At 35.9% G+C, this 24,647-nt stretch carries 22 protein-coding genes, 2 pseudogenes and 1 other annotated feature; of the genes and pseudogenes, 12 read left to right on the top strand and 12 right to left on the bottom strand.

The features are described from left to right. Nucleotides 1-50: 50 nt before the first annotated feature. Nucleotides 51-869, bottom strand: a complete 819-nt coding sequence (gene proC / locus ACW0JX_RS14650; protein WP_000360725.1) for a pyrroline-5-carboxylate reductase — start codon at nt 867-869, stop codon at nt 51-53. Between the two features lie 340 nt (nt 870-1,209). Further along, nucleotides 1,210-1,420: a binding site (T-box leader), on the top strand. A gap of 138 nt (nt 1,421-1,558) precedes the next feature. Between proC and proB the strand changes: the two genes are divergently transcribed. Both proB and ACW0JX_RS14640 read left to right on the top strand, forming a co-directional pair. After that, a complete protein-coding gene (gene proB / locus ACW0JX_RS14645) occupies nt 1,559-2,662 on the top strand; it encodes a glutamate 5-kinase (RefSeq protein WP_000744736.1) in 1,104 nt (367 codons plus the stop codon). A gap of 16 nt (nt 2,663-2,678) precedes the next feature. Further along, the gene (locus ACW0JX_RS14640; RefSeq protein ID WP_001006624.1) at nt 2,679-3,926 is read left to right on the top strand and encodes a glutamate-5-semialdehyde dehydrogenase; all 1,248 of its coding nucleotides are present in this window, start codon (nt 2,679-2,681) and stop codon (nt 3,924-3,926) included. A gap of 49 nt (nt 3,927-3,975) precedes the next feature. Here the strand turns inward: ACW0JX_RS14640 and ACW0JX_RS14635 are convergent, their stop codons facing one another. Then, entirely contained in the window at nt 3,976-5,169 is a 1,194-nt protein-coding gene (locus tag ACW0JX_RS14635; protein ID WP_000545482.1) for a NupC/NupG family nucleoside CNT transporter, read from the bottom strand. A 165-nt stretch (nt 5,170-5,334) separates the two neighbouring features. On the opposite strand from ACW0JX_RS14635, the gene ACW0JX_RS14630 reads away from it, so the two are divergent. The 5 genes and pseudogenes from ACW0JX_RS14630 (at nt 5,335) to ACW0JX_RS14610 (ending at nt 9,469) form a co-directional block, all read left to right on the top strand. Next, nucleotides 5,335-6,378, top strand: a complete 1,044-nt coding sequence (locus ACW0JX_RS14630; protein WP_095690654.1) for an ArsR/SmtB family transcription factor — start codon at nt 5,335-5,337, stop codon at nt 6,376-6,378. A 57-nt stretch (nt 6,379-6,435) separates the two neighbouring features. Continuing rightward, nucleotides 6,436-7,650, top strand: coding sequence for an MFS transporter (locus ACW0JX_RS14625; protein ID WP_071732037.1), 1,215 nt, complete (start codon nt 6,436-6,438; stop codon nt 7,648-7,650). Nucleotides 7,651-7,746: 96 nt separating this feature from the next. Next, nucleotides 7,747-8,073 (top strand): heme-degrading monooxygenase HmoA, encoded by a 327-nt coding sequence (hmoA, locus tag ACW0JX_RS14620; RefSeq protein WP_000469496.1) that lies wholly within the window; start codon nt 7,747-7,749, stop codon nt 8,071-8,073. Between the two features lie 69 nt (nt 8,074-8,142). Beyond that, nucleotides 8,143-8,846 (top strand): annotated as a pseudogene (locus ACW0JX_RS14615) (nucleotidyltransferase family protein). A 203-nt stretch (nt 8,847-9,049) separates the two neighbouring features. Beyond that, nucleotides 9,050-9,469 (top strand): VOC family protein, encoded by a 420-nt coding sequence (locus ACW0JX_RS14610; protein ID WP_000773084.1) that lies wholly within the window; start codon nt 9,050-9,052, stop codon nt 9,467-9,469. A gap of 104 nt (nt 9,470-9,573) precedes the next feature. Here the strand turns inward: ACW0JX_RS14610 and ACW0JX_RS14605 are convergent, their stop codons facing one another. The 5 genes from ACW0JX_RS14605 to ACW0JX_RS14585 all read right to left on the bottom strand — a co-directional run bounded on the left by ACW0JX_RS14605 (nt 9,574) and on the right by ACW0JX_RS14585 (nt 13,934). Then, entirely contained in the window at nt 9,574-10,179 is a 606-nt protein-coding gene (locus ACW0JX_RS14605) for a hypothetical protein (protein ID WP_168410572.1), read from the bottom strand. A 65-nt stretch (nt 10,180-10,244) separates the two neighbouring features. Then, complete coding sequence (lsrF, locus tag ACW0JX_RS14600) at nt 10,245-11,027, bottom strand: 3-hydroxy-5-phosphonooxypentane-2,4-dione thiolase (RefSeq protein ID WP_000219782.1); 783 nt, start codon at nt 11,025-11,027, stop codon at nt 10,245-10,247. Nucleotides 11,028-11,033: 6 nt separating this feature from the next. Beyond that, the gene (locus ACW0JX_RS14595; RefSeq protein ID WP_000909986.1) at nt 11,034-11,396 is read right to left on the bottom strand and encodes a cupin domain-containing protein; all 363 of its coding nucleotides are present in this window, start codon (nt 11,394-11,396) and stop codon (nt 11,034-11,036) included. 25 nt (nt 11,397-11,421) lie between these two features. Continuing rightward, nucleotides 11,422-12,984, bottom strand: coding sequence for an autoinducer-2 kinase (gene lsrK, locus ACW0JX_RS14590; protein ID WP_000105700.1), 1,563 nt, complete (start codon nt 12,982-12,984; stop codon nt 11,422-11,424). Next, nucleotides 12,984-13,934, bottom strand: a complete 951-nt coding sequence (locus ACW0JX_RS14585; RefSeq protein WP_141241028.1) for a sugar-binding transcriptional regulator — start codon at nt 13,932-13,934, stop codon at nt 12,984-12,986. Before ACW0JX_RS14585 ends, lsrK begins: the two co-directional genes overlap by 1 nt. A gap of 179 nt (nt 13,935-14,113) precedes the next feature. On the opposite strand from ACW0JX_RS14585, the gene ACW0JX_RS14580 reads away from it, so the two are divergent. From ACW0JX_RS14580 to lsrB, 4 genes are read left to right on the top strand one after another with little or no spacing between them, the layout of a single operon-like run. After that, complete coding sequence (locus ACW0JX_RS14580) at nt 14,114-15,595, top strand: sugar ABC transporter ATP-binding protein (protein WP_142947091.1); 1,482 nt, start codon at nt 14,114-14,116, stop codon at nt 15,593-15,595. Then, nucleotides 15,592-16,545 carry an ABC transporter permease subunit gene (locus tag ACW0JX_RS14575; protein WP_000682140.1) on the top strand — a complete coding sequence of 318 codons (954 nt, stop codon included), beginning with the start codon at nt 15,592-15,594 and terminating at the stop codon, nt 16,543-16,545. The genes ACW0JX_RS14580 and ACW0JX_RS14575 overlap by 4 nt, the downstream gene beginning before the upstream one ends. Beyond that, entirely contained in the window at nt 16,542-17,531 is a 990-nt protein-coding gene (locus tag ACW0JX_RS14570) for an ABC transporter permease (RefSeq protein WP_000876510.1), read from the top strand. Before ACW0JX_RS14575 ends, ACW0JX_RS14570 begins: the two co-directional genes overlap by 4 nt. Continuing rightward, on the top strand, nt 17,528-18,571 hold the full coding sequence (gene lsrB, locus ACW0JX_RS14565; RefSeq protein ID WP_069355819.1) for an autoinducer 2 ABC transporter substrate-binding protein LsrB: 1,044 nt from the start codon (nt 17,528-17,530) through the stop codon (nt 18,569-18,571). Before ACW0JX_RS14570 ends, lsrB begins: the two co-directional genes overlap by 4 nt. A gap of 47 nt (nt 18,572-18,618) precedes the next feature. Here lsrB and ACW0JX_RS14560 read toward each other — a convergent pair whose 3' ends face one another. Next, the gene (locus ACW0JX_RS14560) at nt 18,619-20,121 is read right to left on the bottom strand and encodes a malate:quinone oxidoreductase (protein ID WP_000069161.1); all 1,503 of its coding nucleotides are present in this window, start codon (nt 20,119-20,121) and stop codon (nt 18,619-18,621) included. 380 nt (nt 20,122-20,501) lie between these two features. On the opposite strand from ACW0JX_RS14560, the gene ACW0JX_RS14555 reads away from it, so the two are divergent. Then, nucleotides 20,502-21,548, top strand: coding sequence for a DUF2332 domain-containing protein (locus ACW0JX_RS14555; RefSeq protein WP_000337428.1), 1,047 nt, complete (start codon nt 20,502-20,504; stop codon nt 21,546-21,548). 134 nt (nt 21,549-21,682) lie between these two features. On the opposite strand, the gene ACW0JX_RS14550 is transcribed toward ACW0JX_RS14555, so the two are convergent. The 4 genes and pseudogenes from ACW0JX_RS14550 to ACW0JX_RS14535 all read right to left on the bottom strand — a co-directional run. Further along, nucleotides 21,683-22,033, bottom strand: a complete 351-nt coding sequence (locus ACW0JX_RS14550; protein WP_157676107.1) for a short-chain dehydrogenase — start codon at nt 22,031-22,033, stop codon at nt 21,683-21,685. 121 nt (nt 22,034-22,154) lie between these two features. Further along, nucleotides 22,155-22,637, bottom strand: a complete 483-nt coding sequence (locus ACW0JX_RS14545; RefSeq protein WP_142947089.1) for a hypothetical protein — start codon at nt 22,635-22,637, stop codon at nt 22,155-22,157. Between the two features lie 336 nt (nt 22,638-22,973). Further along, nucleotides 22,974-24,311 carry an FAD-binding oxidoreductase gene (locus tag ACW0JX_RS14540; RefSeq protein ID WP_144465296.1) on the bottom strand — a complete coding sequence of 446 codons (1,338 nt, stop codon included), beginning with the start codon at nt 24,309-24,311 and terminating at the stop codon, nt 22,974-22,976. 155 nt (nt 24,312-24,466) lie between these two features. After that, nucleotides 24,467-24,631: pseudogene (locus tag ACW0JX_RS14535) on the bottom strand (GNAT family N-acetyltransferase); the annotation flags it as partial. Nucleotides 24,632-24,647 lie beyond the last annotated feature (16 nt).

Genomic DNA, 24,647 nt, shown 5'->3' with positions numbered 1-24,647 from the left:
TTTAATTAAAATTATGTGAATTCATAGCTAACGTAATCTCTTTTATAGTTTTATTTTTTAGTTTGACCAGATAGTTCAACAGACTTTTGCGTACAACGTTGCATAGCTGAAATAATCGCTGTTCGTAATCCTTTTTCCTCTAATGTTGCTACAGCTTCTATTGTCGTTCCACCAGGAGAACAAACCATATCTTTCAATTCACCTGGATGTATTCCTGTTTCTAGTACCATTTTTGCAGAGCCTAACACAGCTTGAGCAGCGAATTTATATGCTTGATTTCTTGGCATACCATCTAGTACAGCAGCATCTGCCATCGCTTCTATAATCATATATACATAAGCTGGTGAAGAACCACTTACGGATGTGACAACATCCATTAATTTTTCACTTACGATCTCTGTTTGACCAAAACTATTGAAAATGTTTAGTACATCTTCTAAATCTTTTTCTGTCACCATTTCATTCGGGCATAATGCAGACATTCCTTCTCCAACAAGAGCAGGAGTATTAGGCATTACCCTTACAACCTTTACTTTTTTATTAAATGCATTTTCAGTACTTTCAATACTTTTCCCAGCAGCGATCGTAACGATGATAGCATCGTTTTTGATTACTTCTTTTATTTCATTAATTATTGACGCGTATAGGTCTGGTTTGATTGATAAAATTAAAATATCAGCATTTTTAGCTACTTCATTGTTGTCGGTAGTTGTAGTTAGCCCATATTTTTCACTAGCATTTTTTAAATTAGCAGTGTTTAAATCTGAACAAATAATTTGATTTGAAGACACTATATTTTTGTTTATCATTCCGCCAATCATAGCCATTCCCATATTTCCGCAACCGATGAATCCAATTTGTTTATCCATAATAACTCAATCTTGCTCCTTTTATAATCAATTATATCGGTTTGATATTATTTTCTTAGAATAAGAATAACATCCCTGTGCAATATAAAGAAACATTCTAAGAGAATATATTCCTTTTTGCAACACTAAAAGATAAAAATTAATTATATTCGACATTATGTAAATATATACACTATAATTTAAGGTTTTATGTTTATGAATATGAGTTAAACTTATATCAATTTGTATTTTCATTCAGTAGGGCAATAATTTCATACAAGTAACTTGTGGCTCTATTTATTTTTAAAAATACCTCTTGACACCGAATCGAACTATATCGCATAATATAAAAAAATTAGATCGAAAATCGTTGAAGGGAATTAGTACATATGTCTTCTTGCGAAAGAGAGTGGAATTCACCGGCTGAAAGATTCCTCGTATAGAATGTATCGAACCTATCCCTGAGTCTTAAATGAAAGTTTAGGCGTTCGCCTGCGTTATAGGCACCAAGTGGATATCTATGTATATCAATTAAGGTGGTACCGCGGAACAATGACCGTTTCGTCCTTTTTATTTTATTAAGGGCGAAGCGGTCATTTTTATTTTGCTCTTAAATACTTCAGTGCTGCATTGATGAGAATAGATATAGTTGCAAAGTGGATGAAGTGTAAATTATAAAAACTTTGATTTTAGACTTGGGGGATAAAAAAGTGAAAAAACAACGAATTGTTGTAAAGATTGGAAGTAGTTCCTTGGCAGATAGTCATGGAGGCATCTCTACAGAACAGCTTTCAGATCATGTTGCCGCATTGGCTCGGTTGAAAGAAGATGGGCACGAGGTTGTGTTAATTACATCTGGAGCTGTCGCTGCAGGTTTTTCAGCGCTAGGATATCCTAGCAGACCTGTAACGATTAAAGGGAAACAGGCTGCAGCAGCTGTCGGACAAAGTTTGTTAATGCAGGCGTACACGGAGGAATTCCGTAAATATGGCATCGTTACTGCGCAACTTTTGTTGACGAGAAGTGATTTTTCTAGAAAAGAACAGTATAGTAATGCTTACGCTACGTTAGGAGAATTATTAAACCGTTCCGCTCTTCCAATTATTAATGAAAATGATTCCATCTCTTTAGAGGAGCTGACGTTCGGTGATAATGATATGCTGTCAGCTTTAGTAAGCGGGCTTGTTTCGGCGGATATGCTTATGATCTTTACAGATGTGAACGGGTTATATGACAAAAATCCTCAGAAAAATGCGGATGCAAAAAAATATTATTTTCTTCCTGAAGTTACGGAAGAAATTTCTTCTCTTGCAGGAGATGCTGGCTCAAAACTTGGGACTGGCGGTATGAAATCAAAAATCGATGCTGCAAAGACAGCACTCTCTCTTGGTGTGAGTGTATTTATCGGAACAGGACGTGGACAGGAAAAGTTTGTAGATGTTTTGAAGGGTAAGGGTGATGGAACGTATGTCGGTAATGCTCCTCAAAAAGAAATGAAGATGAACAAGCAATGGATTGCCTTGCATTCGCTTGTTAGCGGACAAATTGAAGTAGATGCTGGGGCAGCTACTGCCATCATTCAGCATGGTAAGAGTTTACTTCCAGCTGGTGTTACGAATGTATCAGGATTTTTCCAAGTGGGTGAAGTTGTAGAGGTTGTAACGCAACAAGGGCGCGTAATAGGAAAAGGACAATGCACATATAGTGCAGAGGAACTAAGAGATGTAAAAGGTATGCAAAGCCAAGATATTCAAGTAAGAGGCGAGAGACATAGTTATGAAGTCATCCATAGGGATCATTGGGTTTCACTTTAAAAAGGAGGAAATAAAAATGAATGAAGTGTTGGCAAAGGGGATAAAAGCAAAAGAGGTTGTTAGGGAACTTGTACTAAAATCTACAAATCAAAAAAACGAAGCACTTGCTGCAATTGCAAATCAATTAATAAGTGAAACAGCTTATATTTTAGAGGAAAACAAACGGGATATAGAAGAAGGTAAGGCAAAAGGGTTTTCTGATTCTCTCATTGATCGCCTTATGCTGAATGAACAGCGTATTGTTGATATGACAGAAGGAATTAAGCAGCTAATTGAATTACGTGATCCTGTAGGAGAATGTGTAAGTGCATGGGAAAGGCCAAATGGACTATCTATTCAGGAAATGCGCGTACCACTTGGTGTTGTTGGGATGATTTATGAGGCAAGACCGAATGTAACAGTGGATGCTGCTACAATTTGTTTGAAAACAGGAAACGCAGTCATATTACGTGGTAGTTCTTCTGCTATTCATTCTAATAAAGCGATCGTTGCCGTTATTCACAGGGCGCTCAAACAAACAAGCTTACCTCAAGAAAGCGTCCAGCTTATAGAAGATACAACGCGAGATAGCGCAAAGCAGTTGTTTACAATGAAGGATTATCTAGACGTTCTTATTCCAAGAGGTGGCAAACAATTAATCGATACTGTTGTGAGAGAAGCGTCTGTTCCAGTACTTGAAACAGGTGCGGGAAATTGTCATATTTTCATTGATGAAACAGCGGATAAACAAATGGCATTGGATATTATTATAAATGCAAAAACGCAGCGTCCATCTGTATGTAATGCGATTGAAACGATTGTTCTTCATGAGAAGTGGGCAGAGAAATATGGTAGCGAGTTGTTTTCTTCTTTGAAGGGTAGAGGTGTGGAGCTACGTGGTGATCAAAAAGCATTTGCAATGGATTCTTCAATTGTACTTGCTTCAGAAGAAGACTGGGGGACAGAATTTTTATCTCTTACACTAGCAGTGAAAGTGGTTTCCACTGTTGAAGAAGCGATTCATCATATAAATACGTATGGATCTATGCATTCTGAAGCAATTATTACTGAAAACGAGGAAAACGTCAGCAAGTTTTTTACTTCTGTAGATGCCGCGGCACTTTATCATAATGCATCGACTCGTTTTACAGATGGATCCGAATTTGGATTCGGAGCGGAAATTGGTATCAGTACACAAAAGTTACACGTAAGAGGCCCAATGGGGCTTCCAGCATTAACTTCTACAAAATATGTGATTCGTGGAAATGGACAAATTCGAAAATAATAATAAAAGACACTCAATTGGCTTGGGTGTCTTTTATTATAAAAATTATTTACCATACAAATAGCCCAACGAGCATAGCACTTAATAAAGAAACAGCCATCCCGCTAACAAGAAGCTTCCAAACATTTTTACCGATGACTGATGATTTTTCTCCGCCAAATAATGAATTGTAAGTTCCGTAAATCATACCTACTGTACTAAAGTTAGCAAAAGAAGCTAGAAATGTCGTTGCAACCGCAACCGTATGCGGTTGTAGCGACTTTAAGTTTGATTTTAAATCCATCATTGCAACAAATTCATTCGTCGTTATTTTGATCCCCATTAATTCAGCTACATACATAGCATCACTGCCTGATAAACCGAGTAAAAATGCAAAAGGACTAAAGATAATGGAGAAGATTTTTTGAATTGTTAACCCCGTTACAAAAAATCCTAAAATCCCATTTAAACATGCTGTTAAAGCTACATAACCAATTACCATAGCTAAAATAACGATAACCATATTCATCCCAACTAACATACTGTTTGAAATAGTAGAAAAGAAATCCTTTTTTTCATGTTTTGAAGGTGTGTAAACAACGTCTTCTTCTTTCGAAACTTCCACAGGATTTAATACATTGGCTAAAATTAATGCGTTAATACAGTTTAATGGGATTGCGCTGAAAATATATGTTGCTGGAACCATTGATAAATAAGCACCAAGAATGGATCCGCTAACGCTACTCATACTCATAATTCCAAAAGTTAATAATCGATTTTCTTTTAAAACAGATAATTGATCACGAACAACCGCAAGTGCTTCGGTGTTTCCTAAAAACATCATTTGAATCGAAAAGAAACTTTCTAACTTTGGTAAACGAGAAATCTTTGAAATAACTGCACCTACTTTATCAATAATCCAAGTTAAGATTCCAAAATAAGAAAGAATATCAAAGAACGTGATAACAAAAATGATAGGAAGTAACGCGCTAAAGAAGAAATCAATGTGTGGACTGTCCATAGCGGAAGGAAATGCAAATCGAATTCCTTCATTCGCACATGCCAGTAGCCAACTGAAAAATGACGCAATTTTATTAATGATAATACTGCCTAGCTTTGTGCCCAACATAAACCACGTAATAAAAAGCTCCAATATGATGAGGATTACAATTGGTCTCCATTTTATATGTTTTTTATTAGGTGAACATAAGAAAACGATTAATATGACAACGAAAATCCCTAACATATTTAATATGAAATGCATGTCAACCACTCCTTGAGCTTTATTATTTGTATATAAAAAAGCTCTTATTCTTCTTAATTTAGAATGAATGTGGTTTAATTTATATTTTTGTAAATTCTAAAAGAATAGAAGGTAAAATTCGATAAAAATAGAATTTAATACATAGCAAACAAGGAGGGGATAAAAATGGAGGTCTATCACATAAAGAGTAAAAAGAGGGAAACATACAACGTTCAGGTGAAATATTCGATACTTTTCGAATGTGCACTTGGCATTGCAGCAATTACTCATAAAAGGTTAATTGATACTCTTGAAAAGACTGAAAGTGAATGGAAAGGAATTAGACAATCATTAACAGATGAGATGGAAGAACACTTACAGTTTGTAGAAGAACATAATACGTGGAAAGCATTGCTTCAGTTATTGTATGAAGAGGATTTTCAAGATTTATCGCAGTTTAATTTTAAAATTGATTTACTTTCAGAAGAAGATTTGAAATTTATATGTTTACCGTTTTTAGGGGAGAAGTATGAAGAGAAAAGACGTTTAGCCGCAAGTAGAGATGTAACTGCAATACATGAACTAAAGGAGTTAACGCAGGATCATCCGTTTTTTTCTACTTATATTAGCTTTATATGTGATGTAGATGTACAAGTGCTGAAATCTCATATAATCACTGTAATGAAAGGTTGGTATGAGAGCATAATTAAGAATGAGGAAGAAGAAATACTTTCTATATTAAAACGAGATTATGAAGCAAAAAATGAAATGAATAAAAAGATGAAACCGGAAGAGTTTGTCGAGTGGGCAACTGGCGGAGTGAACTATATGCCAGAGCCAAGTGTTCATCACGTACTTCTTATTCCGCAAATGACGTACAGACCGTGGAATATTGAAGCAGATATTGAAGATACGAAAGTATTTCATTATCCAGTTGCGAATGAAAGCATTCATCCTGAAGATTCGTATGAACCGAATTATTTTTTAGTTCAAAAACATAAGGCTCTTGGGGATGAAGCGAGATTGCGAATTGTAAAAATGTTGTTTGAAAAAGAACGTACTTTACAGGAAATAACGGAAAGATTGCAGCTTGGTAAATCGACAGTACACCATCATTTGAAATTGTTACGTGCAGCGAAGTTAGTTGATATACATGACGGAAAATATGTATTAAGGAAGAAAGCAGTACAGTCGTTAGCAAAAGAATTAGAAGCGTTTTTGAATAGATAATATGCAACAAGAATGTACATAAAGGGAGGAATTTAAGAGAAAAGTTGGTGAGCTATAGTGAAGAGTGTATTGAAAAATCGTTCTTTCTTTTTTATGTGGATTGGTAGTGCAATCTCAGAATTAGGAGGGGCTTTCGGAACGTTATGTAATTCAATTCTAGTATATGAATTAACAGGATCGGAAATGGCTTTAAGTAGTATGTGGCTATTATATTTCATCCCATCACTCATATTGCAATTAATAAGTGGCCCATTTATTGATAAATGGAGCCGGAAGTGGATTATGATATTTTCACAATGGATACGAGCGTCTGTATTTTTATTACCTTTGGTGATGCTAGTTACAGGTAGTATAGAAGTTTGGCACATTTATGTTGTTCAAATTGTAGTGGGACTTATTACACCACTTTATACACCTGCAAGTCAAGCAATTACACCGAGCATTGTAGGGAAAGAACAACTTCAAGATGCAAATGCGTACATTGATGGAATGACTCGCCTTATGATGTTTCTTGCGCCAGTATTAGGCGGAGTAGTCATTCATTTGATTGGAACAGAACTTACATTATCTTTCGTATGTATTTGTCTATTTGTTAGTGGTGCTTTCTTATTTTATATAAAAGAAAATAGAACGTCGCAACCTATTCGGAAAACGTGGCTAGAACAATTTCTTCACGGTTTTACATATTTTTTCACAAAACCAATCATCGTTTGGCTCGGTATATTTCTTACTTTCGTGCAATTTGGAGTTGGGGTAACGATGGTCACAAATCTTCCTTATATAAAAGACGAGCTATCAGCGGGATATGCGGAATATGGTTATTTTATGGCCGGATTCCCACTTGGCTATGTAGTTGGATCTATACTAGTCGGAAAAGTAACATATAAAAGCCGGCGTATACTTATGCTCGGAGGATTGTTTATAGGGGGACTCACATACATTTCATTAGGATTCAATCATAGTATTATCATTGCAATAATAATTGAAGTAATAGCAGGGATTTGTATTGCATTTTTCAATGTTCATAACACGACAATATGCCAACAAACCGTCCCAAATAATATGATAGGACAAGTATTTTCAGTGCGTTTATTTTTTATACGATCCGCTATGCCATTAGGTGTGTTAGTAGGGGGAATATTGAGTGAAATGTGGGGAGTAAGAGCGCTATATGTAATCATCGGTGCAATTATATGTGTTACATCTTTAATAGGGATGTTACTTCCATATTTCAAATTTTTAGATGAGGCGATAGAAAAGAAATCAGCATAATTCAAAAAATTAAAACTTTACAATTGAAAATAATTATCATAATCAATTATAATAGAAGAATACTAGTATTCGTATAACAAAGAGGGAGTGGGATATATGTTTATCGAAACGAAAACATTTACAGTAAAAGAAGGTACATCAAATATAGTTGTAGAACGTTTCACTGGAGAAGGTATTATTGAAAAATTTGAAGGCTTCATCGATTTAAGTGTTCTTGTGAAAAAAGTAAGACGCGGCGACGAAGAAGTTGTCGTAATGATTCGCTGGGAATCTGAAGAAGCATGGAAAAACTGGGAAACAAGTGAAGAACATTTAGCTGGACATAGAGCAGGCCGTGGTAAACCAAAACCAGATCATATTATTAATGTGGATCATGCAGTTTATTATGTAAAATCATCGAAAGCGGCTTATCAACAGTCGTAATATACAAGCAGAGGATACATGTTGTAGAAGCAATCATGTATCCTCTTTTTTATTACTGGGGGGATGGGAATGATAGAAAAACTTGCATTCATTACATATGAACAACATAAAAATTAGTGCAAACAATAGTAGCGGAAGTCTTATCTATGGAAAAGGTAAATGGATTCATGCTAATTGGATCTGTTGCAAGAGGCGATGCATATCCTGAATCTGATTTAGACTTCTATATTCTTTTAGAAGACGGACAAAAGAAGAAATTTCATTCTGAAATGAGAGAAGATATTTTAGTTGAATATAAGGGTGCAGATTTTAATCAAATTCAAGTAAACTTTAAAAACAATCCGATGGAACTATACTCATTTCTAGAAGGGAAAATTTTGTTTGATAAAAGCGGTGAGTTAAAAAAGTTAAAGGAAATAGCTACATATGAATTTGAAAACTATCGTGTTTCAAGTGACAAAATGAAGGGCATTTCTCATTGGTTGCATAGTTCGCTTATTAAAATTCAATCTGCTTTAAAAGCAAATGATGAGTTAAAAGCTTCATACTTAGTTCATACGTCAACTTGGACATTGTTAGAAGGGATATGGGCTATTAATAATAAGCCAGTACCGCCAGCGGGATCTGCTTTAAGGTATATTCAAACGTTGCCGAATAAGCCAATTTATTTAGATGAGTTACTTAATAAGCTATTTTTAGGTGATACAACAGAGCGCATCCCTTCAGCAATTTTCTTGGTTGAGTGGGTTCTACACAATCTGGAAAATAAATAATGAGACTATTTTATATAGGTACATTAATATTTCACGTCGAACGGTTTATATAATTGCAGTCATAAAAAACGTTCTAGGCTATGGAGAAAAGTATTAGACTTATAAAGCATAGTCTTAGATGGAACGCTTGAATATCTTGCCTTACATATTTAAGTGTTATGAAAATGAGTCTATATACCTTCTGTTTAAAAGGAGATGAGTACATGAAGCTGAATCATTTAAATTTATGTGTTGATGACTTATCAGAAGCGAGACATTTCTTTGAAACATTTTTTGATTTTCAATTTTTGGAACAAAAAGGGAAAGCACTTGTAGTTATGAGTGATGAGAGTGGATTTATACTTGTGCTAAGTGATCCAAAAGCATTTAAAGGGAATAAGGAAGTTACGTATCCGGAAGCTTTTCATATTGGTTTTTTAGTGGATACTTCAAATGAAGTTGATCAAGCGTATAATCGTTTAGTAGCAGGCGGCATTGAAATAGATAAGGAACCTTATTCGATGCGAGGTAGTAGTTATGGTTTTTATTTTACAGTATTTAATGGCTTATTAATTGAAGTGTCTTGTCTTGATTATAGAGAAGGTAAGAAAGTTTCAAAGCTTAATAGTAATCACCAAGAGTAATCATTTGAAGGTGTATATTTAGCCCCTTATCCAGTTTGGAAAGGGGCTTGTTTATTTTATTACCTTATTTATCTTACTATTTGTGGATTGATTAAAGTCTCACTTTATTTGTCTATCTGAATTTCAAATTCAAGCACAGCTTGATCTTTCCTAAACGGCATACTGAGTTCTTTAAATCGTAAGCTTATTCCAGACAAATTATCAGGAAGGACAGGAGATATAACGAATTGATGATTCATATGTCCATCGGTGCCGCCACCACCTTCTGACCAGCAATCGTATGTATCATCTATTGATAATTGGAAGAAACTATGAGGCTTATTTTCAATAAAATCTTCATCCGTGGAATCCCAATCGCTATATAAATAAACTACACTAGCATTTGCATATTGCTGAATAAAAGTTACAGTATACATGACGCCATTATGTTCATAAGTTTTAAAAACAGGTACATGTTTTTTGAAGCCAGTTGGTTCAACGCGAGGTTTAAATTCTTCTTCATCCATCATGGAAGAGAATAATGAGTTTAGATAGTCTGGATAGAATTCGTATTGCTTAGCCCATTTATAAATCGCTTCATCATGTGGAAAACCTGGGTCATCACCTGAAAGTTCTTTTCGTTCTTTTAATAGGGCGCAAATTTTTTCATCAATAGAGTATAAGCGTTCATCGTAATGATCGGTAGGACGTTCGAAAGTCATTCTTCGCATAATCATTCCTCCTTTACTTTATTTTAACAAAAAAGACAGACTAATAAATAGTCTGTCTTTTCACATTAATTCTTCACATCATCATAAAGTTCAAGTGCCTCTTTCACATTCAATCCATTTTTCACAATACCATGTATTGCTTGAATCATCGCAGCTGGGTGCTCGGATTGCCATATGTTTCGGCCCATATCTACTCCGATAGCGCCTTCTTGCAATGCATTGTACGTAATGTTTAATGCGTCTTCAATTGAATCTAGTTTTGGGCCGCCCGCGATGACGACTGGGGCAGGGCATGTGCTCGTTATTTTTTCGAATCCTTCGCAGTAATACGTTTTAATAATATCAGCACCCATTTCAACACATACGCGGGAAGCAAGTGCTAGAAAGCGAGCTTCACGTTTTTGTAATTCCTTTGCGACTGCGGTAATGCCGAGTACTGGTAGGCCGTAATCATGAGCTTCAGAAACTACATTTGCGAGATTTGTAACAGTTTGTGTTTCATAGTCTGATCCGACAAAAACAGAAACGCCAACGCCAATTGCGTTTTGCTTCACTGCTTCCTTCACAGGTGTAACAATTGTTTCATTCGCTAAATCTTTACCGACGACAGTAGCGCCACCGGATACACGCATAACCATTGGTGTGCTGCAGTTTTCAGGAATACAGGAGCTAAGTACACCGCGTGTTAAAAAGAGGGAGTCTGTATAAGGAAGTAAGTTTTTAACTGTTTCAAGTGGTTGTTCTAGCCCGTGAATTGGCCCTAAAAAGTAGCCGTGATCTATTGCTAACATAACCGCTCTACCATCAGGTAAAATTGTATTTAATCGATTTTTAAATCCCCAAGTCATTCAAAATCACTCCTTCGTTAATGTTGGATTTTCCGTTTGTACCGTATCTTTATTTGGTAAATGTGGTGACTTTATAAAAACAGCTTTAAAAGGTTTGTCAGAATGGTTAATCAGATAGTGAGATTCATGAGGGCGAACTTGCAGGACATCACCTTGTTTAATCGGAACTCTTTCGTTATTTACATAGAAGTCTATTTCACCTTCTAACGCATAAAAAACTTCTTCACACGTTGTATGGTAATGATTTTGAAATTCTTGCCCAGGCTGAATGACAACAAGGCCAAGATCAATATTTGGACCTTGTATTAAATATTTCGGCCCGTTATCACCGAAGCGATAGGAGAAGTCATTTTCATTCGCTTTTAACATACAGTTCACTCCTTTATGTAATGTGTTACAGTGCACCAGGTGCAATCCACATATGTGTTGTAAGTCCTTTATCAGCTAAAGCGAGCTGACTGCTATACACGGTTTTCCATGTTTCATAGAATTCTTTGTATAGCTCGTGATTTTCAGTGACTGGTTCAAATGTATTTTCCCACTGTACAAATTGTTCGGCAGTCTCTTCCATAGATGAATATATGCCAGCGCCAACTCCAGCAGCAATTGCAGTTCCTAAAGCAGCCGCTTCTTTCACAACTGGTACTTTTACAGGAATGCCGAGTACGTCTGATAGAATTTGTGGCCATAGTTTCCCTTTAGCGGCACCGCCAGCAAAAACAACTTCAGAAGGGAATGTACCAGTAAGATTTTCAATTAGTTTTAAGTTTCCAAGTGTAACGAAGGCCGCATTTTCTTCAATAGCACGGAACATTTCCTTTTTTCCGCATTTGTCAGCGTCTAAACTTAAATTTAAGAATGAAGGTGCGGCATGACGCCAAGAAATGTAGTTCATAATGTTTGAAAAAGTAGGGATAATACCATATGAACCGACAGGTACGTCTTTCGCTTGTTCTTCTAATAATTCATAAGCGTCTACACCGAGTTTTTCAGCGAACTTTTTTTCTTCTTGGCAAAAAGCGTCTCGAAACCAACGCATAACGAGGCCAGGGAAAAAGGCAATCGTTTCATATTGCCAAAGGTTCGGAACGACGTGACAATTTACTCGAATTGCAGCATTTGGATCCGTTGTTGACTCTGTAATATTCACTTCCTGTTGCCAAAAGCTGCCGCCGCATATTAAAGTTTGATTTGGCTTTACGACTCCAGTCCCGAGTGCTGCCATTTGAGCATCACCGCCACCAGCGACGACAGGAATCCCTTCAAGTAAACCAGTTAGTGCTGCACACTCTTTTGTAACATTACCAATTACAGTTCCAGCTTCATTTACTTTTGGTGAAAATGGCAACGTTATACCACATTCTTTAGCGACTTCGTTATCCCAATTTCTATTTTGTAAATCAAAGATTCCGGACGTACAACCGTTGGAAGGATCGATTTGCAGTACGCCGCTTAATTTATACAAAATCCAATCATTTAACATCGAAAAGGATTGAATATTGTTGTAGATGTCTGGTTCATGTTTTTTAATCCAAAGTAGACGTGGTAAAGCACCCAATGAAAAAGTTTGCCCAGATTTTCTGTATAAATCTTCTTCAAGATGTGAGCGGATTTCTTTTAGCTCACTAACTTCAGCGGATGCACGGCCATCAACATTTGCACATGCCCATATTTCTTGCCCATTTTTATCATATAAAACAAAACCTTCCCGCATACTTGTAGCGCTAATAGCTTGAATAGAAGAGGGAAGTATATTACTTTTTTGCAGAACTTCTTTCGTACACTGTTGTACAAGTTGCCAGTTTTCTTTTTCATCAAAATTCATAGAACCGGGGTAACGAGGATCAGTTTTATGAACCCATTCTTTTTGGCTTACTGCAATTTGATTGCCATGTAAATCAAAGAGAACAGCTCGAATGCTTCCTGTACCAGCATCGAAAGCTAATAAAGTAGACATTAAGAATCACCTTCCTTTCTTAATAAGGAGAGCGCAGTTTCTTCATCAGTAATTAATGTATGAATAAATTTCCCTTTTAAAGCCCCATAAATGGCATCTATCTTTTGAGTACCTCCAGCCACACCAATGACATGCTTCATGCTGCGAAGAATCGTAAGTGGTGTGCCAATTAGACGATTATGATGCGAGAGCTCTAATAAATCACCATTCGTATTATAAAACTGTCCTAAAATATCGCCCGCCCCGTTTTGACTTCGAATATATGTCATTTCACGTAGCGTTAATTTTTCTTTTTTTACAATCGTAGCGTCTTGAGATAACCCGCCAATACCGACAACTGCCGTATGTGCAAGTGAAGCGACATGAAGCATATCTTTCACACTTGGTTCTGATAAAATACTTTGTGCCATTTCAGTAGAAGATGCTAGAAAAGGAGTAGGAATAATATGAAGATCACCTTGCATGTAGTGTAAATAGTTTTGTTTTCTTGGAAGATAGTGGTTTACTCCGCCTGTTAGCGTTACGAATGAAAGATTAATAGAACTTTCAAAATGAATGTTTTCTAGCATTTTACTTATTGTTTCACCCCAGCCGATGCCGAGTAAATCACCTTGTTGGAGATGAGTCTCTAAATATTGTGCAGCGGCTTTTCCGAGAGAAGTAGCATAATTGTCTATTGGAGTAGGGATAATAAAGGCATCTTTCAAGTGGAACTTTTTCATTAAGTCACGTTCAATGCTCAAGCAATGCAAACCGGTTCCTTTTACGTGAAATGTAACGATACCTTCACTGCGTGCCTTATCTAATAACCGGACGACTTTATTTCTTGAAATATGAAGAAGTGAAGCAATCTCTTGTTGTGTTAATTGATCTTTATAATAGTACCAGGCTACTTTAGTTAATAAATTTTCTTCAAAGTTCAGCTGTGACATACTCTTCATCCCTTTCAACAATTGACCAATGCTTAAACATATGTAGCATATATTTTGTTTATTCCAGTTGAAACGATTAATAGCACATTGAAAAAAGTGTTCTAGATATGAAAAAAGGAATATACAATGCTACAAAACAAGTAGAACAAATAATCATTTTCTCAAAAAATGTTCTGGATAGAGGCAGGTGACATCATGTGGAGAATGTGCCCTTATTACAAGTGAAGAAAATGAGTAAGGCGTTTTCGAATCAACTTGTGCTAAAGGAAGTGAACTTACAAGTAGAGCATGGTGATATATACGCTTTAGTTGGTGGCAATGGCGCCGGGAAATCGACATTAATGAAAATATTAACGGGGTTATATTCGTATGATAGTGGAGAAATGTATGTGAAAGGAAAGAGACAGCAGTTTGTAAATCCAAAAGAAGCACACCAAGAAGGGATTTATTTAATACCACAAGAACCGCTCATTTTTCCGCATATGACCATTGAAGAAAATATATGTATCGGGTTAAAAGAAAAGAAAAAGAAACTAAAAGTACAGATTCAGCAATTGATTAGCAGCTTAGGATGGGATATTGACCTTAATAAACTAGGAGGAACATTATCGATTGCGCAACAACAGTTAGTAGAAATCGTTAGAGGATTAATAAGAGAAGCTGAGATTCTTATTCTAGATGAGCCAACATCGACATTAACAACACACGAAATTAAGAGTCTTTTTGTGTTGATGAAAAGTTTACAAGAAAAAGGAATTGGGATGATTTATATTACGCATCGTTTTCCAGAAATCTTTGAAATTGCCAACAAAGTAGCAATACTACGTGATGGAATGGTTGTAAGCCAAGGTGATGTATGTGACTATACATATGACATGCTGATGGAGGGACTATTGCCAAAAGGATATAAACAGAAAGAGAAAATAGAAGTAGTTCAAGAGACAGCAAAGACGAAAAAAATATTAGAAGTGGTTGATATAAATGGTCACGCATTCGAAAATATATCATTCACTGTACATGCGGGTGAGGTTGTAGGTGTTGCTGGCATTATAGGATCTGGCAGAACGGAATTAGCGGAAGCGATATTCGGATTGAAAGCTATAAAATCAGGTTCTATTTTATTAGAAGGAAAATCAATTGATACATGTTCTTTGCATAAAAGACTAAGTGAAGGGCTCGTTTATGTGCCGGAAGATAGGGCGAGAAATGGAATTTTCTCAATTGCTTCTGTTAAAGAAAATATTGCAGCAGCAAGTTTATATCAAAATAATCGCTTTTTTATAAATCAAGAAAAAGAAAGCGCTTTAGTTAATTCGTTTATAGAACAGTTCCGAATTGTTGTACAGAATATGAATAAAGAACTGGCATCTTTATCAGGAGGTAATCAGCAGAAGGTCGTGCTTGCGAAGTATCTTGCATGTAATCCTAAAATTATTATTCTTGATGAGCCGACTCGCGGAATTGATGCGAAAGCAAGGCTTGAAGTGTATGAGACGATAAAAAAAATGAAAAGGGATGGACTCGCAATTTTATTAATCTCTTCAGATGTTGAAGAAATTGTCCAATTAGTAAACCGTGTATATGTAATGAGAAATGGGCGATTTGTTTCTCATATGGAAAAAGAACAACTGAGTGTGAATGAAGTTACACGCCTTGCATACGGAGGTGTAGCGGAATGAAACATATGTTAAAAATGCATGAAACGTCTATCATACTGTTACTACTAATTTATATAGCTATTGTAGGAATGATAAACCCTAGTTTTATTCAATTTAACTCGTTATCTTTACTGATGAAATCAAGCGTTATTTTAGTCGTTCTAGCAATTGGCCAATCGTTCGTTTTATTTACGAAAAATATAGACGTATCAGTTGGCTCAATTATGGGATTAAGCGCGGCAGTTTGCGGGATGTTGTTAACGAACGGGTATAATGCATTCATGTCAATTCTTGCTGCGATAATGCTTGGTGCTATTATCGGTTTCATAAACGGGATTGGCGTTGCAAAGTTTCGGGTACCAGCCATTATTATGACATTAGGGATGCTAGGAATTGTTAGAGGTGCAATGTTAATCTTCACAGGCGGGAAGTGGATTGAAGATATTCCAAACGATTTTAAGCAGCTGTCATCTATCATCATTCTTGGTTTACCTATAACTGTATGGTTCGTTTTTATTATTTTACTACTACTATACTTCTTTTTAAGAAAAGTGCCATTGGGAAGATACTTTTATGCGGTAGGTGATAATGAAGATGGCGCGAGGCTTATTGGTATACCTGTTAATAAAGTGAAGATATATGCGTTTATGATTTCAGGCATAAGCGCTGCGCTCGCTGGTTGCATATTTGTTATGAATATCGGGTTCGTCCCAAATCAAACAGGTACAGGATTAGAATTACAAGTAATCGCAGCCGCTGTACTAGGAGGAATTCATTTAAAAGGAGGAACAGGTTCTATATTTGGAGCCGCATTAGGAGCATTGTTTCTAGAAGTGATAAGCAGCTCACTCGTCTTTTTAAAAATACCAGCATTTTGGAATAATGCCATTTCAGGCTTTTTATTATTACTCATCATCATATTAGATAGTGTTATGAGAAAGTGGAAGGCAAAAAGGAGGATGAATCTATGAAGTATTTATATAGATGGGAAGGGGTTCTAATTGTATTACTTCTTATAGAATTCATCCTTTTTAGTTTTATAAATAGTGATTTCTTAAATATTAGTAATCTCCTTTTTAGTACAAATGATTTCCTATTTATCGCAATTGCGGCGATACCAATGACTTTCGTTATTGTAACAGGAGGAATTGATGTATCGGTCGGATCAATAATGGGGCTCACTTCGATCTTGATTGGTGTACTTTGGATGAACGGAATACCTATTTTGTTTGCTGTCATAATCGCCCTAATAATTAGTTGTTTAGCAGGAGCTTTAAATGGACTCATTATAAAAATGACAGATGTAGAACCACTAGTCGTTACACTCGGAACGATGTTTTTATACGGAGGAATTGCGCTTGTCATTTCAGGAGGGGCGGGTGCTTCTGGATATGAAGGGATAAGCGGTTTACCTGATACTTATGTACAACTAGCAAATGGTAGTTTTATAGGAATACCCAATTTATTATGGTTACTTATTTCATTAACAATTGTATACACAATTTTGTTTCACCGAACGATATATGGACGCTACGTAAAATTAACAGGTGCGAATGAAAATACAGCAAAATACACCGGGATTAAGACGAAGAAAGTAGTAATCATTGCTTACATACTTTCTGGGTTAGGAGGTGGATTAGGGGGAGTTTTCTTAACTGCATATTTCGGTTCTGCACGTGCTGATATAGGAAGTGAAACAATATTACCAATCATTACAGCAGTCGTATTAGGCGGGACACTTATTACAGGTGGAAAAGGAAGTATTTTCGGTACTGTACTTGCAAGTATTTTTATAGGCCTTATGCAATATGGCCTACAAATGACAGGCTTAACAAATGAACAATCAAATGTCGTAATAGGTATTATCCTTATTCTTTCAGTTATTATGAGACATTTCAAATTACATCAATTTTTAGCGGGGAAAAGACAGAGTTGGCATAAGGGGGAAATGTCATGAAGAGAAAACTGGGGATTGTATTGATTGTATGTATTTGTTTAATAGGTTTAATCGCTTGTTCCAGTCAAACGGCAGATAAGAAAAAAGCGGATGATGTGAAATTTGCATTTATCCCGAAATTAACTGGAGTTGGCTTCTTTACATCGGGCGGTGAAGGAGCAAAGGAGATGGGAGATAAGCTAGGCGTACAAGTGAAATATGATGGGCCGTCTGAAGCGAGTGTATCAGGGCAAGTAAAGTATATAAATAATTTTATTAACCAAAATTATGATGCACTTATGGTTTCCTCTACATCAGTTGATGGTTTATCGCAATCATTGCAACGTGCTAAGAAAAAAGGAATGACTGTCTTAACGTGGGATTCTGATGTGAATCCCAAAGACCGTTCTTTTTATATAAGTCAAGGGACACCAGACCAACTTGCTAACTTATTAATTGAAATGACTTCCAAGCAAATTGGAGATAAAGGGAAAGTAGCGTTCTTTTATTCTAGTCCAACAGTAACGGATCAAAACCAATGGGTAACGAAAGCGAAAGAAATTATTAAAAAGAAATATCCGAACTGGGAAATTGTAACGACGCAGTACGGTGAAAATAATGCACAAAAATCTTTATCCGTAGGGGAGAACATATTAAAAACGTATCCAGATATTAACGCAGTTATTTGTCCAGATGCAACAGCACTCCCAGCCATGGCGCAAGCAGCTGAAAACTTAAAAATGGATAAAAAAGTAGTGGTAACTGGATTTTCTACACCGAACGTTATGCGTGATTATGTAAAACGAGGAACAGTACAACAATTCGGATTATGGGATGTCAAACAGCAAGGTGCGTTGGCAACTTATGTAGCAAATGAAATTGTTGTAAAAGGGAAGAAGTTAAAAGTAGGGGATAGCTTTGAAGTAAAAGGAATTGGAATAGTGAAAGTAGAGCCAAACTCCATTCAAGGATATGACTATGAGGCAGAAGGGAACGGAATTATCGTATTACCAGACCGAGTTGTATTTACGAAAGATAATATTGATAAGTATAATTTTTAGTAGACAAAAAAACGTCCGAATATATCGGACGTTTTTTAATTTCTTCATTAATTATGAACAGTTTCTTTTTCGTTTAATCCAAGTGTACGACCAGTCGAAGTGTGAAGATCTTGGAACAATCTTGGATTTTCAGTTAGTGAAATGCCATATGAAGGAATCATTTCTTTTATTTTTTCTTCCCATTCTACCATGCGGCTTGGGAAACATTTTTCTAATACTTCAAGCATGACGTGAACAGCAGTAGAAGCACCTGGTGATGCACCTAGTAATGCGGCGATTGAGCCGTCAGCTGCACTTACTACTTCTGTACCAAATTGAAGTGTTCCTTTACCGCCAGCATCAGTATCTTTAATTACTTGTACACGTTGTCCAGCAACTACAATATCCCAATCTTCACTTTTCGCGTTCGGAATGAATTCGCGTAATTCTTCCATACGTTTTTCGTGCGATAACATAACTTGCTGAATTAAGTATTTTGTAAGTCCCATTTCTTTTACACCAGCAGCTAACATCGTTAAGACGTTATTCGGTTTTACAGAACCGATTAAGTCAAGGTTTGAGCCAGTTTTTAAGAATTTAGGTGAGAAGCCTGCGAATGGTCCAAACAGTAAAGCTTTTTTATTGTCTATATATCTCGTATCTAGATGAGGTACAGACATTGGCGGAGCGCCAACTTTAGCTTTACCGTATACTTTCGCATGATGTTGCTCTACAACTTTTTGGTTTTTACATACCATAAATAGTCCACTTACCGGGAATCCTCCGATATGCTTTGATTCAGGGATACCAGTCTTTTGAAGTAGAGGTAGACTACCGCCACCACCGCCAATAAAGACGAATTTAGCAGTATGATGCTCAATTTTACCACTATTCATATCGTGTACTTTTACTTCCCACAAACCATTTTTCGTGCGCTTAATATTTTCGACACTATGCTTGTAGTTTAGCTCGACATTTTTTGTTTTTAAGTAATCAAACAACATACGTGTTAATGCACCGAAGTTAACATCTGTTCCAGAGTCAATCTTCGTTGCCGCCATCGGTTCATTAGATGTGCGGCCTTCCATAATGAGTGGAAGCCATTTTTTTAATGTTTCAGGAGCATCAGAAAATTCCATTCCTTGAAACAGTGGATTTTTTGAAAGCGCTTCAAAACGGTTTTTTAGAAATTCAACATTTTTTTCCCCTTGTACTAAACTCATATGAGGTAGTGGCATAATAAAATCTTGTGGATTACGAATTAATTTGCTCTTTACAAGATATGCCCAAAATTGTCTTGAAAGCTGGAATTGCTCATTCACTTTTACAGCCTTACTAATATCTATAGATCCGTCAGATTTTTCGGAAGTATAGTTCAGTTCGCATAGCGCAGAATGCCCTGTACCTGCATTATTCCATTCGTTAGAGCTTTCTTCCCCGGCACTTGCGAGTTTTTCAAAAACTTTAATTTCCCATTCTGGTGCTAATTCTTTTAGTAATGAGCCTAACGTTGCACTCATAATTCCTGCACCAATTAAGATAACGTCTGTTTTTTGCTGCATGTTGCTCATGATAATCTCTCCATCCCCTATATTGGCAAAAAAGTGTAGGTGTTTTCTATGTCTAAGCCGTAAAAGAGAAACACCGCCTAGGCCCCACCTAGGTGTATACCTTTTTTGTCTCAATTATATAACCATCTCATACTCTATTATAATAATTAATAGACTAAAATATCTAGTGTTATCTGATAATTTTAAACTATTTAACGTTTTATTCGCTAAAAATCTTATTTAACAAGCTCTTTTAAGGTGATAAATAGAAAAAAATTACAGTTTGAAATTATCTCGAAAAAGCTTACGTATCCTTAAGTGACTAAATCGAGTACCTTTTTATGGGATTATTCTTTCTGTAATGGTAAGATTATTCTGAAAAATAAAAAGGAGGGACTCTAATGTGTACAAAAGAACAAATTTCAAACTTATTTCGAAACTTTTCAATAAAGGAATGTAAAGGGTCAAGTGATTTATATGAATATTTATCAATGAAAATTGCTGAAGATGAGGAAGTACTTACACTATCGTCCTCTGCTCAGGTAGGTCAACCAGTCCCAAACTTACTATTAGGTGCAGTACATTATTTATTGTTAGCAGGGAAAGAACATCATTTAAAAACGTATTATAGTAGTTTAGTTGAAAATGCCGATACAAATTTAAATAAAGCTTTTGATCATTTTAAAGATTTCTGTAAAGAGTACCGAGAAGAAATCATTACATTGTTACAAACGAAACTCGTTCAAACGAATGAAGTAAGACGGTGTGCATACTTATACCCAAGTTTCTGCTACATATTTAACAAAGTGAAGAAGCCGTTAGCGTTAATTGAAATTGGGACAAGTTCTGGGTTGCAACTGTTCTGGGACCAATATAGTTATTCGTACGGGACGGATGAAATGTACGGAAATATAAATTCAAATGTGCATGTAACTTCTGAAATAAGAGGGGAGAATGTACCGCATTTTCTAAAAGAAAGCCCATCTGTCGTAGAAAGAATCGGACTGGACTTACATGTGAATGATTTACATAATGAGGAAGATTATTTATGGTTACGTGCTTTAATTTGGCCAGAACATAAAGAAAGGCTTGAGATGTTTGATCAAGCTGCATCTTTAGTGAAAAATGAATCTGTCCAATTCATAGAAGGAGACGGTGTAGAGCTATTATCATCTATTATTGAACAAATAAGTGAAGAAGCTGTTATTTGTATTTTCCATACACACGTCGCAAATCAAATACCAGAACAAGTAAAACATAAGTTAGAAAAACAAATACAAGAAATTGGCGCAAAACGTGATGTATTCCACCTTTATAACAACATGTGGGATCGTGACCTTCATATTGATTATTATATTAACGGAAACGAATATCGTGAAACGGTTGGAGAAACAGAAGGGCATGGGAAATGGTTTAGCTGGAAGATTGGAAATGAGACGCCTATTTAGATTAATAGGGGCGCCCTCACTTGTAAAAGGTGGGGCCATAGGCTCAATCATGGACTAAATGGTTAAGGAAATAAATTTATTAGTAACATACAAAAAATGCTTCGGAGAAATCCTAAGCATTTTTTGAATTACATTTAAACCCCATAATGGATCATGTACTTCTGTTCTGCTGCGGCTTGTTCAATTTTTGAAGCTAACTCAATCAGCTCATCAGAATTTTTGAAGAGCTTTGAAGATGTAACTGTTTCATAGAATATTGCTAATGATTCAGGCGGGATAATTGTAATACCGTAATAAACTAAACCGTATTCCTGATTTTTGACTGTATGAAAGTAGGTTTTCATAATTGATAAATTTCGATTTAAGCTACTGATAATATCATCATCAACAGAAATACAATGATATTTCTCTGGTGTATAATCTTCGTAATTTTTTTGAGAAGTAAAATCGTCAATTATTCCAAAATCATGGACACATGCCATCATTATCATCCTTTCAGCATTAATAAAGTGAGTTCTATTAAAGTAAAATGGTCATTCGTTTAAGTGTAATAGAAATAGTTATGTAGTTCATAAAATATCTTCGGTTCTTCTTCGTGAAGACAGTTTATTTATCGATAAACTCATCGGGAGCCCAAGTGGCGATTTCATTCCCAGGTGCAGCGACTACAAGCCATTGCTCACATAGAACACCAGATTGCCAACATTCATAATAATCATGAAAACCATTTACAAAAATAATTTGTCCACTCTCTAATGTAATAATTAAATGAGGGCTTTCTAAGCCGAGTCGTATAGCGGTAACTTTTTGTCTTCTTATCTTAAATATTCTTTCATATTCTTCTTCCTCAGAATAAACTTCAAATTCATCTTCATTTAATGGGTATCTTTTTTGAGGTTTATTAAATAAACACCATTTGGATTCGATATTGATATATAATTGTCTGTCATAATCAACTGAGTCGTGAAAGTTTGTGAAATGAATCTTTATAGCGGCTGGAGAAATACCAAATTGTAATCCATCAACTTGTGATCCGATGAATAGATTTTCCAACACTTTTTCAGCGTAAATTTTATCCTCTTGATTCATTCTTGAAATCCTCCTTTTCTTAAAAATATACCTTATATTTTTATTGTAATAAATAAATTTTCATGTAAAATGAACCTTTTGTGAAAAACGAGCGAATATAGTGTGAAAGATTACGAGAGGGGAACGAAACTTTGGATGAAGTACAATTAAAAGAATGGCTATATAAAAGAAAGTATGTTGCCCAAAAAAGAGTTTGAGAAAGTATTACTTTGGATTGTTGAATAGATATTTAGCAAAAAAAGTAACTAATAATTATATTATGTAAACTTAGTTTATAAAACACCCATTTAAAAAATGGATGTTTTATATTTTGATATATTAGGTGGAATATATAGTTTAAAAAAGCGGAATACTTTGCGGAAAGTTAAAGACATTTTTCGGATCATATTTTGCTTTTACTTCCATTAATCGGTCAAAGTTGCAACTGAAGTATGCATCTGGCCAATTTTTAATGGATAGGTCAGGAGTATTAACATAGACACCTTTTGTAAATGGAAGCATTGCCAAACGGAAGTCTTCAACCCATCGAATACTTCCACCAGCACCTTCTGGTTGCTCCCAAGTAGCGAATATTGACATGTTTGATAGTGCTTTTCGGTAAAAGTAAGCAGTCGCCTCATTTGGCACCTCAGCAACAGCACCGCCTAATCCGTGGAAAAATACAGAGGTAGTGGAAAAGGGAGGTGGATTATTAATAAAGTGATCGATAATGGATAGTCCTTCTTCTGGTAATAGTTCATACACATATGGACCAACACTTTTAAATGGTAAAGGTGTTGCAGGTTGCTTCTCAGCTATTTTCGTTGCTGCTTCTGCCCATGGTATTTCTTCGATAGTTACTTGCATGGGTGAACCGGCTTCTAATAATGGCTGTAGTAGCGTCTGCAATTCTTGAACAGAACCGAGAAATACACCTTGCATTAATAATGATGGTTCTAATCCTGCAGACATAAAAAGAGTAGTTGTAAGGCGTTTATTAGCGCAAGGTAGCGTATATTCTTGCCAAGAGGTTAATACGGGTTTTAAATCTGATATCCCCCAGCTTATTTCTGCAAATCCTACCGTATTAATTTTATGTGTTCGAAACTTAAACGAAGTACATATTCCAAAGTTACCACCACCAGCACCGCGCGAAGCCCAATAGAGATCGGAGTTACACTTGGCGTTAGCACGTATTATACAACCATTCGCGTCTACCATTTCTAATTCAAGTAAATGATCGAGAGTTAATCCAAACGGACGAGAGAGAATACTATGTCCGCCACCTAAAGTAACACCTGCAATCCCGGGAGTAGGACAAACACCACTCGGTACAACTAATCCTTCAGCAGCAAGTGTTTCAATTAAAGAAATATTTCTCCATCCAGTCCCAATAGTTACAGTTCCATTATTGTGATCTATTTCTAATTGTTTCATTTCACTTACATCAATTACAAGACCAGCATTACTGACGGATAATGCCTCATAATTATGACGTCCAGAGCGCATGCGTATAGGAACGTTATGTAGCCTTGACCAGCGAACGGCGTTTACTACATCCTGTGTATTTTGAGCAAAAACAATGATTAACGGAAATTTGTTGAAGAATGTATTGAATTCTTCACGCGCTGAATTATAATCAGGATCATTAGGTGTAACGATACGACCAGTAAGTTCAATTTTTTGATTATTCATTTCAGTCATCTCTCCTTGACGTGAAATATTTATAATGTGGAAATACAGAACATAAAGAAGAACTGACAATACTTTATAAGTAAATGAATAAAGGAAGAGGATTATTCCAATAAAGAAAAAGGCAGTGCTACATAAGTAGCACTGCCTTTTTGTAATTATATGTATGTGCTCAAAATCTCCCCAGGTAATCCATCAATCTCACAAACTTTCTCCGATGTAAAACCTACGCTTAGTAAAATTTTGCGAGAAGGGATATTATTTGGATCAATCATTGCTTTTAGTACGTTTACATCTGTTTGCTTCGCTATTAAAGCTAGTTGTTAATTTTTGATTATG

The sequence above is a fragment of the Bacillus sp. C-3-6 genome, assembly GCF_054509685.1.
The sequence above is the reverse complement of the archived record's forward strand: the minus strand, read 5'-3'. Positions and strand labels throughout refer to the sequence as shown.